12 protein-coding genes are annotated in these 13,511 nt (G+C 60.5%); 8 read left to right on the top strand and 4 right to left on the bottom strand.

Annotated features, from left to right (window positions below):
• The first annotated feature begins 9 nt into the window (after window positions 1-9).
• Complete coding sequence (gene glyS, locus IMX17_RS17300; protein WP_182265617.1) at window positions 10-2,079, top strand: glycine--tRNA ligase subunit beta; 2,070 nt, start codon at window positions 10-12, stop codon at window positions 2,077-2,079.
• A gap of 40 nt (window positions 2,080-2,119) precedes the next feature.
• Here glyS and IMX17_RS17305 read toward each other — a convergent pair whose 3' ends face one another.
• Window positions 2,120-3,124 carry a Fic family protein gene (locus IMX17_RS17305; protein WP_060660858.1) on the bottom strand — a complete coding sequence of 335 codons (1,005 nt, stop codon included), beginning with the start codon at window positions 3,122-3,124 and terminating at the stop codon, window positions 2,120-2,122.
• Between the two features lie 219 nt (window positions 3,125-3,343).
• Between IMX17_RS17305 and IMX17_RS17310 the strand changes: the two genes are divergently transcribed.
• From IMX17_RS17310 to IMX17_RS17325, 4 genes are all read left to right on the top strand, one after another.
• Window positions 3,344-4,063 carry a DUF3053 domain-containing protein gene (locus IMX17_RS17310; RefSeq protein WP_046898774.1) on the top strand — a complete coding sequence of 240 codons (720 nt, stop codon included), beginning with the start codon at window positions 3,344-3,346 and terminating at the stop codon, window positions 4,061-4,063.
• A gap of 699 nt (window positions 4,064-4,762) precedes the next feature.
• Window positions 4,763-6,682 (top strand): PTS mannitol transporter subunit IICBA, encoded by a 1,920-nt coding sequence (locus IMX17_RS17315; RefSeq protein WP_182265618.1) that lies wholly within the window; start codon window positions 4,763-4,765, stop codon window positions 6,680-6,682.
• A gap of 58 nt (window positions 6,683-6,740) precedes the next feature.
• Window positions 6,741-7,886: a mannitol-1-phosphate 5-dehydrogenase gene (locus tag IMX17_RS17320; RefSeq protein ID WP_182265619.1), complete on the top strand. Its 1,146-nt coding sequence runs from the start codon at window positions 6,741-6,743 to the stop codon at window positions 7,884-7,886.
• 94 nt (window positions 7,887-7,980) lie between these two features.
• Window positions 7,981-8,532: an MltR family transcriptional regulator gene (locus IMX17_RS17325; RefSeq protein ID WP_046898777.1), complete on the top strand. Its 552-nt coding sequence runs from the start codon at window positions 7,981-7,983 to the stop codon at window positions 8,530-8,532.
• Here IMX17_RS17325 and IMX17_RS17330 read toward each other — a convergent pair.
• Window positions 8,529-9,137: a LysE family translocator gene (locus IMX17_RS17330; RefSeq protein ID WP_046898778.1), complete on the bottom strand. Its 609-nt coding sequence runs from the start codon at window positions 9,135-9,137 to the stop codon at window positions 8,529-8,531. The two genes, IMX17_RS17325 and IMX17_RS17330, sit on opposite strands and share 4 nt — an antisense overlap.
• A 148-nt stretch (window positions 9,138-9,285) precedes the next feature.
• Here IMX17_RS17330 and IMX17_RS17335 point away from each other — a divergent pair, with 148 nt between their 5' ends.
• Together IMX17_RS17335 and IMX17_RS17340 are read left to right on the top strand one after the other, a co-directional pair.
• Window positions 9,286-10,752: a PLP-dependent aminotransferase family protein gene (locus IMX17_RS17335; RefSeq protein WP_046898779.1), complete on the top strand. Its 1,467-nt coding sequence runs from the start codon at window positions 9,286-9,288 to the stop codon at window positions 10,750-10,752.
• A gap of 73 nt (window positions 10,753-10,825) precedes the next feature.
• Window positions 10,826-11,188: a YibL family ribosome-associated protein gene (locus tag IMX17_RS17340; RefSeq protein WP_015376167.1), complete on the top strand. Its 363-nt coding sequence runs from the start codon at window positions 10,826-10,828 to the stop codon at window positions 11,186-11,188.
• Window positions 11,189-11,198: 10 nt separating this feature from the next.
• Here IMX17_RS17340 and IMX17_RS17345 read toward each other — a convergent pair whose 3' ends face one another.
• Both IMX17_RS17345 and yiiM read right to left on the bottom strand, forming a co-directional pair.
• The gene (locus tag IMX17_RS17345; protein ID WP_046898780.1) at window positions 11,199-11,978 is read right to left on the bottom strand and encodes a class I SAM-dependent methyltransferase; all 780 of its coding nucleotides are present in this window, start codon (window positions 11,976-11,978) and stop codon (window positions 11,199-11,201) included.
• A gap of 101 nt (window positions 11,979-12,079) precedes the next feature.
• Window positions 12,080-12,751, bottom strand: coding sequence for a 6-hydroxyaminopurine reductase (gene yiiM / locus IMX17_RS17350; RefSeq protein ID WP_015376169.1), 672 nt, complete (start codon window positions 12,749-12,751; stop codon window positions 12,080-12,082).
• Between the two features lie 131 nt (window positions 12,752-12,882).
• Between yiiM and IMX17_RS17355 the strand changes: the two genes are divergently transcribed.
• Window positions 12,883-13,497 carry a histidine phosphatase family protein gene (locus IMX17_RS17355; protein WP_182265620.1) on the top strand — a complete coding sequence of 205 codons (615 nt, stop codon included), beginning with the start codon at window positions 12,883-12,885 and terminating at the stop codon, window positions 13,495-13,497.
• Window positions 13,498-13,511 lie beyond the last annotated feature (14 nt).

The raw sequence follows: 13,511 nt of genomic DNA on the forward strand, positions 1-13,511 counted from the left end.
GAGGCAGCCATGACTCAACAGACTTTCCTGGTGGAAATCGGCACGGAAGAGCTGCCGCCGAAGGCTCTTCGTTCCCTGGCGGAATCTTTCGCCGCCAACTTCACCGCCGAGCTGGACAACGCCGGCCTGGAACACGGTAACGTGAGCTGGTTCGCTGCACCGCGCCGCCTGGCGCTGAAAGTGGCCAACCTGAGCGCGGCGCAGGCCGATCGCGAAATTGAAAAACGCGGCCCGGCGATCGCTCAGGCGTTCGACGCCGAAGGCAAACCGAGCAAAGCGGCCGAAGGCTGGGCGCGCGGCTGCGGCATCACCGTCGATCAGGCGGAGCGCCTGGTGACCGACAAGGGCGAGTGGTTGATGTACCGCGCCCATGTCAAAGGCCAGTCGGCGCAACAACTGCTGGCCGGCATGGTCAGCACCGCGCTCGGCAAGCTGCCGATCCCGAAACTGATGCGCTGGGGCGATTCCGACGTGCAGTTCGTGCGTCCGGTGCACACCGTCACGATGCTGCTGGGCGCCGATCTGATCCCGGGCACCGTGCTGGGCATCGAATCCGCGCGCACCGTGCGCGGCCACCGCTTCATGGGCGAAGCCGAGTTCACCCTCGACAATGCCGACCAATACCCGCAGATCCTGCTGGAGCGCGGCAAAGTGGTCGCTGACTACGAAGCGCGCAAAGCCCTTATCAAACGCGACGCCGAACTGGCGGCGCAGAAGATCGGCGGCAAGGCCGATCTGAGCGACAGCCTGCTGGAAGAAGTGGCCTCTCTGGTGGAATGGCCGGTGGTGCTGACCGCCAAATTCGAAGAGAAATTCCTGGCGGTGCCGGCGGAAGCGCTGGTGTACACCATGAAGGGCGACCAGAAGTATTTCCCGGTGTACGACGCCGCAGGCAAACTGCTGCCTAACTTTATCTTCGTGGCCAACATCGAGTCGAAAGACCCGCAGCAGATCATCTCCGGCAACGAGAAGGTGGTGCGTCCGCGTTTGGCCGACGCCGAGTTCTTCTTCAACACCGACCGCAAAAAACGTCTGGAAGACAACCTGCCGCGCCTGGAAACCGTGCTGTTCCAACAGCAGCTGGGCACCCTGCGCGACAAAACCGATCGCATCCAGGCGCTGGCGGGCTGGGTTGCCGGCCAGATTGGCGCCGACGTCAACCACGCCACCCGCGCTGGCCTGTTGTCGAAGTGCGACCTGATGACCAACATGGTGTTCGAATTCACCGACACCCAGGGCGTGATGGGCATGCACTATGCGCGCCACGACGGTGAGGCGGAAGACATCGCCGTTGCGCTGAACGAGCAGTATCAGCCGCGCTACGCCGGTGATGCGCTGCCGCAGTCGCTGGTGGCCTGCTCGCTGGCGATCGCCGACAAGATGGACACCCTGGCCGGCATCTTCGGCATCGGGCAGCATCCGAAAGGCGATAAAGACCCGTTCGCGCTGCGCCGCGCCGCGCTGGGCGTGTTGCGCATCATCGTCGAGAAAAACCTGCCGTTGGATCTGCAGACTCTGACCGAAGAGGCCGTGCGCCTGTACGGCAGCAAGTTGACCAATGCCAAGGTGGTCGACGACGTGGTGGAATTCATGCTGGGCCGCTTCCGCGCCTGGTATCAGGAAGAAGGCCACGCGGTCGATACCATTCAGGCGGTGCTGGCGCGCCGTCCGACCAAACCGGCCGACTTCGACGCGCGCGTCAAGGCGGTATCCCATTTCCGCACGCTGGACGAGGCGGCGGCATTGGCTGCGGCCAACAAACGCGTCTCCAACATTCTGGCCAAGTCTAGCGAAACGCTGAACGACAGCGTGCGCGCCTCGGTGCTGAAGGATGCGGCTGAGATCCAGCTGGCGACTCACCTGGTGGTGCTGCGCGACAAGTTGCAGCCGTACTTCGCGGCGGGCAACTACCAGGAAGCGCTGGTGGAACTGGCCGCGCTGCGTGAGCCGGTGGATGCGTTCTTCGACAACGTGATGGTGATGGCGGACGATGCGGAAGTGCGCGTTAACCGTCTGACGCTGCTGAGCAAACTGCGCGAGCTGTTCCTGCAGGTGGCGGATATCTCCGTGCTGCAATAAGCGATTCTTTGCTGTGAAAAGGCGCCCTCGGGCGCCTTTTTTATGGTTGGCGTAACAGTCTGATACCGGCAGCGGTCAAGCGATAGCGTTGTAAACGGCTCTTGGGTTTATCCGGTAGCGTCATTTCAATCCAACCCGCATTCAAGGCCGGCTGTAGATAGCGCTCGCGGAAAGATTTTCGATCTTGCAACTGTAGAACATTCTGGAGCGCTTCTCGCGACATCTCCCCTTGCAGCGCCGCTAGCAAGTCAGCGACTTGGGGGGTGACTTGGGGGGTGACTTGGGGGGTAATGCTCAGCTCAAGCGCTTTTAGAATCATTTCCAGCATGAATTCAACGAAGGGTGAGCAATCGGTCTTTTGGTTGCTGGCATTCAGAGCCTGGTAATATCCGGGCTGGTTATCATGTACCAGGCTCTCAACCGGCACGTTGGCGAACAACGGATCCCAGCGTGACAAAATCAGCGTTTGCCACAACCGTCCCATACGGCCGTTTCCATCGGCAAAGGGATGGATAAATTCGAATTCATAGTGAAATACACAGCTGCCGATCAGCGGTGGCAGGTCGGTTTGTTGCAGCCAGATGAGCAATTGACGGATTAGCAACGGTACGCGTTCCGCCGGTGGAGCCATATGGATCACAACATTGCCGTTCATCACGCCGACGCCGCTTTGACGATAGCGGCCAGCATCAGGCAGTAAGCTGTTCATCAACATCCCATGTGCGGCAAGCAGATCGCGTTCATTTTCGGGATGCCAATGATTCAGGTTGGTATAGCAATGGATGGCATTCATTGCTTCCTGAACGTCACGCGGAGGGGCGATGACGCGCTTACCTGCGATGATAGCGGTGATCTGCTCTTCGCTCAGGGTATTGCCTTCGATCGCCAACGAACCTTGAATAGTGCGGATCCGATTGATGCGCCTTAGCCGCAACGCATGCTCTTGTTCCGCTTGTATCGTCAAACGGGCCAATGCGGCGCCGACGTCTGTCGCCAGATGCAGAATGGAGGGCGTGATGGTCAACGGTGGCTGATAAGAGGACATGAGCAAGTTGGCCCGACGATAAACGTAGGAAAAGTGTACCATGCGTGCGTGGCACGTGCAGTACGCCGTTTTCAACCGCCTCCGGCCGAGACAATGTTCACCGCAAGTGGAATCGCGTATCGGAACGCCGCCAGTTGATCTATTCTTATAGGCGCACGGAGTGCGGAAAAAGGGGCGGAGTCCAATGAAAAAGCAGGTTTATAACAGGAGTTATGTCACATGGCGGTAGGGATCCAGAGCAGAGGTTTCGCGCGTTGGTTGGCACCGGTATTGGCATTGTTGGTGGTCATGCAATTGACCGCCTGCGGCGATAAAGAGCCGGAACAGCGCAAAGCATTTATCGATTACTTACAGAATACCGTGATGCGCAGCGGGGCGAACATCCCCACGCTGAGCGAAGACCAGAAACAGAAGTTCGGCAACTATGCCGGTGATTACGCGATTTTGGTCGGTTTTTCTCAGCAGTTGTCCAAGTCGGTCGGCGCCAGCCTGACCCCGGCGCTGGATCAGATTAACCAGATCCGCACCGCGCAGGACTACCTGAACAAACGCGACGCGCTGCAGCAATCGGTCGGGGCGTTGAACCTGTTGGGCCAGCAGATCCAGTCGGCCAAATCGCAGGCGGATACTGCCCACGCGGCGCTGAAGCAGCCTGACGATCTCAAGGCGGTGTACAACCAGGCCTATGACAAGATCGTCACCGCACCGGCCAACGCCTTGATGCCGGCGATCCCGACCACCGCCAGCTTTGTGCAGGATCTGGTGCAGGTCGGCGACTTCTTGCAGAGCCAGGGCAATCAGGTCAGCTTCAACAACAACGGCGTGCAGTTCCGCACTGCGCAGCAGGTGGCGCAATACAACACCATGATGTCGAATCTGGTGGCTAAGCAGCAGAACCTGATGAATGCGCAGAAAACCATTCAAAGCGTGATGCAATAACGCGCCCACGCATGAGACAGGCCAGCATTGCCGGCCTGAGGTTAATACCAACCTTGAAGACGTTGCCGGGTTTATAGAAGGCAACATATAAGAATAAGGAAAATCAATTCATTGATTTTCGGCTGCTCACCACAAAGGAGGAAAAACCACGCTTTTTCCTCCTTTGTCAGCAGCTAAAGGCCGGCATTGCCGGCCTGTTTTATTTCCCCTCAGCGTTTCCAATAGCTTGCTGGCTTATTGCGCAGGCTTCTGTACTACACTTCAATTAATCCATTCATTAGGCAATGTAGTTTTCTTTCACTCATCACTTCGCTAGTTCCCGGCGGGATGAGTGCTCACAGGGAAGATCAAACAGCGCGTGGTTATCGGGCGCGGCAGCTAAAAATAAATTGTGATGTTTGTCGCAATTTAAAAACAAAACACAAAGTTGAAAGTGTGACTGACATCACTTTATTTCGGGTTTTAAGGCGATTTTTTTCTCGTTGTGCTTTTTTTACACGTCATAAATGTGATCTAAATCACTATAAATGAGGGTTTGCTGGGGTGTTGTATGTGATTTGTATCACAAAAAATCCGTGAAGTTCGCGTGACAAAAACAGCGTGATAGAGTCCGTTTCGCATACAGCGGCAACACGGCTGGATCGTCACAACAATAATCACGCGCTCTATTGTCAGCGCGTAACAATAGGGGTGTGTTTTATGTTTTCACCAGACATCAAGGTTAAAGTGCAAAACTTTGGCCGCTTCCTGAGCAACATGGTGATGCCCAACATCGGCGCCTTTATCGCCTGGGGGATTATCACCGCGCTATTCATTCCAACCGGCTGGCTGCCGAATGAGACCTTGGCCAAGCTGGTCGGCCCGATGATCACCTACCTGCTGCCGCTGCTGATCGGCTACACCGGCGGGCGGCTGGTGGGCGGCGATCGCGGCGGCGTGGTCGGCGCCATCACCACCATGGGCGTCATCGTCGGCGCCGACATGCCGATGTTCCTCGGCGCGATGATCGCCGGCCCGCTGGGCGGCTGGGCCATCAAGCATTTCGACCGCTGGGTGGACGGCAAGATCAAAAGCGGCTTTGAAATGCTGGTGAACAATTTCTCCGCCGGCATCATCGGCATGCTGCTGGCGATCCTGGCCTTCCTGGGCATCGGGCCGCTGGTGGAGGTGCTCTCCAAACTGTTGGCCGCGGGCGTGCACGTGATGGTGACGAACAACCTGCTGCCGTTGGCGTCCATCTTCGTGGAACCGGCGAAAATCCTGTTCCTGAACAACGCCATCAACCACGGCATCTTCTCGCCGCTGGGTATTCAGCAGGCCACGGAAGCCGGCAAATCGGTGTTCTTCCTGATAGAAGCCAACCCAGGCCCGGGCATGGGCGTGCTGATGGCCTACATGTTCTTTGGCCGCGGCAGCGCCAAGCAATCCGCCGGCGGTGCGGCGATCATTCACTTCCTGGGCGGCATCCACGAAATCTACTTCCCCTACGTGCTGATGAACCCACGCTTGCTGCTGGCGGTGATCCTGGGCGGCATGACCGGCGTCTTTACCCTGACGATGCTGAACGGCGGCCTGGTTTCTCCGGCTTCCCCGGGGTCGATTTTGGCGGTGCTGGCGATGACGCCGAAAGGCGCTTACTTCGCCAACATTGCGGCGGTATGTGCTGCCTTCGCCGTCTCCTTCGTGGTATCCGCTTTCCTGCTGAAAACCTCCAAGGTGAAAGAGGATGACGATCTGGAAGCCGCGACCCGTCGCATGCAAGAGATGAAATCGCAGTCCAAAGGCGGCGCGGCGGCGCCGGCATCGGTCGACGGCGATCTGAGCACCGTGCGCAAAATCATCGTCGCCTGCGATGCGGGCATGGGTTCCAGCGCCATGGGCGCCGGGGTGCTGCGCAAGAAAGTGACCGACGCCGGGCTGAAGAATATCTCGGTGACCAACAGCGCCATCAACAGCCTGCCGGACGACGTGGATCTGGTGATCACCCACCGCGATCTGACCGAGCGCGCGATGCGCCACGCGCCGCAGGCCCAGCACATCTCGCTGACCAACTTCCTCGACAGCAAGCTGTACAGCGATCTGGTCGAGCGTTTGGTGGCGGTCAACAAAACCACCGACAACCAGCAGAAGGTGATGGGCGCGTTGGACGACAGCTTTGAAGCCGGGGAACCGAACCTGTTCAAGCTGAGCGAGAGCAACGTGTTCCTCAACCTGCAGGCCAGCGACAAAGAGCAGGCGATCCGCTTCGCCGGCGAGCAACTGGTGAAGGGCGGCTACGTCGAGGCGGAATACGTGCCGGCGATGCTGGAGCGCGAAAAGCTCACCTCCACCTACCTGGGCGAGTCGATCGCCGTGCCGCACGGCACCATCGAGGCCAAAGACCGGGTGCTGCGCACCGGCGTGGTGTTCTGTCAGTACCCGCAGGGCGTGCGCTTCGGCGATGGAGAGGACGAAGTGGCGCGCCTGGTGATCGGCATCGCCGCGCGCAACAACGAGCATATTCAGGTGATCACCAGCCTGACCAACGCGCTGGATGACGAGAGCGTGATCGAGCGGCTGGCGAATACCACCAGCGTCCAGGAAGTGCTGGACCTGCTCGGCGGCAAAAAAGCCGGATAACAGAATCATTTTAAAGGGTGCAGCTTGCTGCACCCTTCGACATTAAGAAGGTAGAGTTATGAAAGCATTACATTTTGGCGCAGGGAACATCGGCCGCGGTTTTATCGGCAAGCTGCTGGCGGACGCGGGCGTTGAGGTGACCTTCGCCGACGTCAATCAAACGGTGCTGGATCTGCTGAACAGCCGAAAAAGCTACTCGGTGCATGTGGTGGGCGAGCAAGAGCGCGTGGAGAACGTCACCAACGTCAGCGCCGTCAACAGCGGCGGCGAAGCCGCGGTGGCGCTGATCGCCGAGGCGGATCTGGTGACCACCGCCGTGGGTCCGCAAATTCTCGCCAAAATCGCCGGCACGATCGCCAAAGGACTGGTGCTGCGCCATCAGCAGGGCAATGTGCAGCCGCTGAACATCATCGCCTGCGAGAACATGGTGCGCGGCACCAGCCAGCTGAAGCAGCACGTGTTCGCCGCGCTGCCGCAGGATGAGCAGGCATGGGTTGAGCAGCATGTCGGCTTCGTCGATTCGGCGGTCGATCGCATCGTGCCGCCGGCGGACAGCAGCGATCCGCTGGAAGTGACGGTGGAAACCTTCAGCGAATGGATCGTCGATCAGACGCAGTTTAAAGGCCAGCCTCCGGCGATCGCCGGCATGGAGCTGACCGACAACCTGATGGCCTTCGTCGAGCGCAAGCTGTTCACCCTCAACACCGGCCACGCGATCACCGCCTACCTCGGCCAACGGGCCGGGCTGCAAACCATTCGCGACGCCATTCTCGATCCGGCGATCCGCCGGGTGGTGAAAGGGGCGATGGAAGAGAGCGGCGCGGTGCTGATCAAACGCTACGGCTTCGACGCCGACAAGCACGCCGCCTACATCAACAAAATCCTCGGCCGCTTCGAAAACCCGTATCTGCACGATGACGTCGAGCGCGTGGGGCGCCAGCCGCTGCGCAAACTGAGCGCCGGCGATCGCCTGATCAAACCGCTGCTGGGCACGCTGGAATACGGCCTGCCGCATGCCAACCTGATCCAGGGCATCGCCGCCGCCATGAGCTACCGCAGCGAACAGGATCCGCAGGCGCAGGAACTGGCGGAACTGCTGAACACGCTCGGGCCGAAAGCCGCGCTGGCGCAAATTTCCGGCCTGCCGGCGGAAAGCGAGGTTGTAGAACAGGCCGTTGCTGTGTATAACGCCATGCACAAGTAGAATCGTGATGATGAACACCCGAGCGCAGCTTGCTGCGCTCCTGCAACCCGAGTTCGGCATCGACGGCCCTCCCCACGCCTTTCGAAAAGCGACGATGGAAGAAGCACAGGCATTTGAAAACCAGGTTCTGGAAAAGCTGAACGCGGGCAAAACGGTGCGCAGCTTCCTGATCGCAGCGGTAGAGCTGCTGGCGGAAGCGCTCAACGTGCTGGTGGTGCAGGTATTCCGCAAGGACGACTACGCGGTGAAATATGCCGTCGAACCGCTATTGTCCGGCAGCGGCCCGCTGGGGGATCTGTCGGTGCGTCTGAAGCTGATGTACGGGCTGGGGGTGATTTCCCGCCACGAATATGAAGACGCCGAGCTGCTGATGGCGATGCGCGAAGAGCTGAACCACGACGGTTCGGAATACCGCTTCGTCGACGACGAAATCCTCGGGCCGTTCGGCGAGCTGCACTGCGTGGCCGCGCTGCCGCCGGTGCCGACCTTCCTGCAGCCGGGCGAGGCGGATGAAGCGCTGATCGCCATGCAGCGCCAGCGTTATCAGCAGATGGTGCGCTCCACCATGGTGCTGTCCATTACCGACCTGATCGCCGGCATCGGCGCCAAACAACCTTCCCGACTCTCTCCTCTCGGCCGCGGCTAAGCAAAGGCCGCGCGCCATTCGTCGAACAGCAACCACAGCGCGGTGGCGGCCATCAGCCCGGACATCACGCCGTTGAAGGCGCGCAGTTTCCAGGTGACCCGCAGCGCGTTGCGCAACCGGTCACCCAACACCGCCCACAGCAGCACGCACGGCAAGTTCAGCAGCGCGAAACCGGCGATGATAGACAGCGTATGGACGAAAGTGGCGCCTTCGCGCGGGGTGAACAGGATCGCCACGTTGATCACCATCAGCCAGGCCTTGGGGTTGACCGCCTGAAACAGCGCGCCGCTGAGCAGGCTCATCGGCTGCGCCTGTTCTTTGGTGTCCGGCGAGGCCGCCTGAAACAGCTTCCATGACAACCACAGCAGATAGGCGCAGCCGATCACCGCCAGCGGCAGGCGGATGACGCCGGCCCAGCTCAGCGCCAGCGCCAGCAGCGGGATAATGATCGCCAGCTGTACCGCACAACCGACGCAGATGCCGAACAGCATCGGCAGGGTGCGGCGCAGGCCGAAGTTAACGCCCGACGAGGCCAGCAGCAGGTTGTTGGGACCGGGGGTGATCGACATGACGGTGACGTAGCTGACAAAGGCGGAGTCCAGCATGGCAGGTTCCTTGAACGTGAAAATGACGGTAATAACGAGAGGATCAGCATAATCGCTGCGATGGGATGGTGACAGAATCACAAATCGGATATTGTCATGGTTACAGTTGTATGAAATGTAAACTGTACCCATTGCCTGGAGAGAAACTGTGACCTTGCTCGATGAAACCCCGGATACCCGTTACCTGCAGCTGGCGGATACGCTGGCCGAAGCCATTCGCCGCGGCACGCTGCAGCCCGGCGACCGCTTGCCTTCGGTGCGGCGCTGTGCGCAAACCCATCGCGTCAGCATCAATACCGTGGTGTCGGCTTACCGCACGCTGGAGGATCGCGGGCTGATCGAAGCGCGGCCGCAGTCGGGGTTTTATGTCCGCAGCACGCTGCCGGCGCTGAAGATGGCCTCGGCGCCCAGCAGCCGCATCGAGCCGCCGGCGGACGACGTGCTGGCGTTGATCGATACGGTGTTCGCCGCCCAGCAGAATCCGGCCTTCACCAACATTGCGCTGGCCTGCCCGCAGACCAGCGATTTCTATCCCGGCGGCAAACTGGGGCGCATGCTGTCTTCCCAACTGCGCCGCCAGCCGGGTCTGATCGGACAATATCCGTTGCCGCCCGGCAGCCTGCGGCTGCGTCAGCAGATCGCCCGCCGCTCAATGACGCTCGGCATGCTGTTGGAGCCGGGCGACGTGGTGTTGACCCACGGCTGCATGGAGGCGCTGCAGCTGGCGCTGCGCGTCACCACCAAACCGGGCGACTGCGTCGGGCTGGAGTCGCCGACCTACTTTTATCTGCTGCCGCTGCTGGCCAGCCTGGGGCTGAAAGCGCTGGAAATCCCTACCGATCCCCAGCTGGGGCTGTCGCTGGACGCGCTGGAGCTGCTGCTGAACGAGAAGCGGCTGAATGCGGTGATCGCCATGCCGACGGTGCAAAACCCGCTGGGTTGCACTATGCCGCTGGCCGCGAAAAAGCGGCTGGCGCGGCTGATGAACGATCATCAGGTGCCGTTGATTGAAGACGGGCTGTATGCCGAGATCCAGTTCGGCGGGGCGCTGTCGCCGGCGGTGAAGGCGTTCGATCGCGACGGCTGGGTGCTGTTTTGCTCCAGCTTCACCAAAACGCTGGCGCCGGATTTTCGCGTCGGCTGGATCTGCGGCGGCCGTTTTCACGAGGCGTTGCGCAAGCTGAAGGCGGTGTCGTCGATGTCCGAGTCGCAGCTGCTGTCGGAAACGCTGGCGACCTTCCTGGAGAGCGGCGGCTACGATCACCATTTGCGCAACCTGCGCAAGCGCTATGCGGCGCAGGTCGACGAGGCGAGGGCGCTGATCGCCCGGCATTTCCCGCGCGGCACGCTGGCCACGCAGCCGGCGGGCGGCTTCGTGTTCTGGGTCGAATTCCCCCCCGGCGTGGACAGCGTGGCGCTGTTCCATCAGCTGCTGGAGGAGCAGATCTGTTTGACGCCGGGCACCCTGTATTCCCCGAGCGGGCGCTACCGCAACGCGCTGCGGCTCTCCTGCTGCTACCCGTTCAACGCGCGCTACACCCAGGCGCTGGCTCGGCTCGGCGCCAGGGCCTGCGAGATGAGCGGCCTGCCGCCCGGCATTGCGCAGGACGGGTAACGGCGCGCGCCTTTTGCTACAATGCCGGTATCATTGATTAGAGTGCCATTTTGGGCACAACGGGCCAGAGACCATGAAAGAGAAAGAAAAGGCAGAGATCAAGCGCCTGAGCGACCTGCTGGACGCCTTGAACCACAAAGACGCCACCGTGATCCAACAGGGCAACCCTGACTTGATCGCGCAGCACACCAAAGAGAAAGAGAAGCTGGCGACGGAGATCGAGCGCCTGAAAAACGTGCGCGGCGAGAAGCTGAGCGCCGAAGCGCAGAAGCTGAGCCAGCTGCCGTTCAGCCGCGAGATCACCAAGAAAGAGCAGGCCGATATGGGCGCGCTGAAGAAAAGCGCGCGCGGGCTGATCGTAGTGCACCCGATGACTGCGCTGGGCCGCGAGATGGGCCTGAAAGCGGTCACCGGCTACGCCAAGAAAGCGTTCTGAATCCCGGGCGTCAGACCTTGGTGGTGAAATACGCCTTGGTCTGATAGGGCACGGTGACCGTGTCCTGGCCCCGCAGTTCCTCTTCTTCCGCCACCAGTTGGCGCAACCGATCGATAACCTGCTCCTGTTGCGCCTGCGGCAGCGCGGCGATAAAGCTGGTTGAACGCACGCGGTTGTAGATCACGTCCTCCACCGCCCCCCGGTGGCCGAGCATAAACACCTGCTCCTGCAGCGGTTCAAAGCCTTTGAACGGGAAGAATTTGCGCCATTCGCCGGTATAGAAACGCGGCGCATCGCCTTCATGGCTATCGACGATCTGATTCAGTTTACGCACCCAACCGACGCGCGCATCGCGCATGTTCCACACCAGGCCGAGTTTGCCGCCGGGCTTGAGAATGCGCTGGATTTCCGCCAGCGCCTGCGGCGTGGCGAACCAATGGAAGGACTGGGCGCACACCACGGCATCCACCGACTCGTCCGGTAGCGGGATCGCGTCGGCGGTGCCCGCCAGCGTTTTCACCTGCGGCAGCGCCGCCGACAGTTTTTCCAGCATTTGCGGCACCGGTTCGACGGCGATCACCTGCGCGCCGGTTTCCAGCAGGCGCGGGGTGAACTTGCCGGTACCGGCGCCGAGATCGATGACCGTCATGCCGGCGTGCAGGCCGATGACGTCACGCAGCCAGTCGGCGATTTCCGGCGGGTAATCCGGCCGGCCTTTCACATAGCGATCGGCATTGGCCTGATAGCCCTCGGCGGCGGCGTGATGAATCGAATGGGTCGGGGTGGTCATATACCTGGCTCCTGGCTGAAAAAACGTGCGGCTACAGTATAGGCGGAAGAAAAGGGTTAACGCGGCATTCGGCGCACGTTTTTCATTTTCCGCCCGCGCTTTCAACGGCCGAGCAGGCGGCGGTTGAAATCCTCAAGGCGCCCTTCGGCGAGCCGCGTGAGCATGGTCTTGCTCCAGCTGGCGGAGAGGCCGGCCACCGCCAACAGACGGCGATACTGTTCCGCATCGAACGGCATGTGCCAGGCGATGGCGATGGCTTCGGCCACCGACACATCGCTGTTGCGCGCCGCCAGCGCCAGCGGACGGTCGCCGCTGACCGCGCCCGGCGACACCACCCGATACAGCCAGCCGCAGCGGCCGCTTTGCTGCATCAGCACCGAAATGTCCTCGATGGCGAAGTGATAATTGAGCTTGAAGCACGGCGAGCGCGGCTGGGTGACCTGGATCAGCGCCTCGCCCCAGCGGAAGATGTCGCCCATAAACACATTGTGTTCGGTCAGCCCTTCGGTGGAGATATTCTCGCCGAAGGCCGGGGCGCAAAATTGCTCGGCCTGCGCCGGAAACTGCTCGCGCCAGTGGGCATAATGCTCGCGCGGGTAGTGGCACAGCGCGCGGTCCGGCCCGCCGTGGTAGCTTTTTTCGGCCTGTTCGTCGCCTTCCAGCCCGAGCGGCGTGAGCCGGATGGCGCCATCCACCTGGCGTTTGGCGATGGCGCTGGGGCGCCCGCCTTCATAGGGTTGGATGCTGCCGATGTAAACGTCTGGGTGATGCATGTGCGCCTCCGTGTCTCGCGTCGAGGGCTCAGCATAGCCTGAGTTGTTCTCGTACACTACCTGGCGTTTACCTGTACGGAAGGATGTGTTTTTCCTGTCTATATTTAGGTTTTTATCGTCGAGAAAAAACCATGCGTTTCATTGTATTGAGGCATGCGGAGTCAGAATGGAACCGCTCGGGGATTATTCAGGGACGAAGTGACAGTCCGCTGACAGAAGAGGGGCGACGTCAAATCGCTGGGCTTGGCGCTCGCTTGCAAATGTTATCGGTCACTTCGTTGATCAGTTCACCGGCTGGCCGGGCTTTTACGACAGCGGAGACGTTGGCTGAGAGATGTGGCTGCACTGTGCAAATGGATGAGCGTTTGCAGGAGCAAGATTTTGGCCGACTGGAAGGATTATCTTATGCGCAGGCCATGCGCGATTATCCAGAAGCGACGCAGTGCCTCTTTGCCGGTAAGGCAGAGGCGTCGGCTCCGGGAGGGGAGAATGCTTATGAGGTTGCCTGGCGCCTGATGGCTTGTCTGTCCGATCTGGCTGTCGATGGACAAAATCAAACGCTTGCTGTTGTTACGCACGGCCATGCTCTGCAGGCACTGATTTGGTGGCTTAAAGGGGCCGACCCGCAGGAGGACCTCCGCAGATACGGTCATCGCAATTGCGGCTACGCAATGCTTGATGCGACCGCCTCTGGTTTTAACTTGTTGAATTGGGGAGTCGCGACCCACCTGTTGCCACAAAGATAGGGCGAGGAACGGCT

This window comes from Serratia sp. X3, assembly GCF_014982455.1.
Lineage (GTDB): Bacteria > Pseudomonadota > Gammaproteobacteria > Enterobacterales > Enterobacteriaceae > Serratia > Serratia ureilytica.

Bases quoted from the DNA above. Each gene is read 5' to 3' on its own strand.
- glyS (WP_182265617.1), top strand. From the start codon at position 10: ATGACTCAACAGACTTTCCTGGTGGAAATCGGCACGGAAGAGCTGCCG.
- IMX17_RS17325 (WP_046898777.1), top strand. From the start codon at position 7,981: ATGGAAGAAGCACAGGCATTTGAAAACCAGGTTCTGGAAAAGCTGAAC.
- IMX17_RS17345 (WP_046898780.1), bottom strand. From the start codon at position 11,978: ATGACCACCCCGACCCATTCGATTCATCACGCCGCCGCCGAGGGCTAT.
- IMX17_RS17340 (WP_015376167.1), top strand. From the start codon at position 10,826: ATGAAAGAGAAAGAAAAGGCAGAGATCAAGCGCCTGAGCGACCTGCTG.
- IMX17_RS17315 (WP_182265618.1), top strand. From the start codon at position 4,763: ATGTTTTCACCAGACATCAAGGTTAAAGTGCAAAACTTTGGCCGCTTC.
- IMX17_RS17355 (WP_182265620.1), top strand. From the start codon at position 12,883: ATGCGTTTCATTGTATTGAGGCATGCGGAGTCAGAATGGAACCGCTCG.
- IMX17_RS17330 (WP_046898778.1), bottom strand. From the start codon at position 9,137: ATGCTGGACTCCGCCTTTGTCAGCTACGTCACCGTCATGTCGATCACC.
- yiiM (WP_015376169.1), bottom strand. From the start codon at position 12,751: ATGCATCACCCAGACGTTTACATCGGCAGCATCCAACCCTATGAAGGC.
- IMX17_RS17310 (WP_046898774.1), top strand. From the start codon at position 3,344: ATGGCGGTAGGGATCCAGAGCAGAGGTTTCGCGCGTTGGTTGGCACCG.
- IMX17_RS17320 (WP_182265619.1), top strand. From the start codon at position 6,741: ATGAAAGCATTACATTTTGGCGCAGGGAACATCGGCCGCGGTTTTATC.
- IMX17_RS17305 (WP_060660858.1), bottom strand. From the start codon at position 3,124: ATGTCCTCTTATCAGCCACCGTTGACCATCACGCCCTCCATTCTGCAT.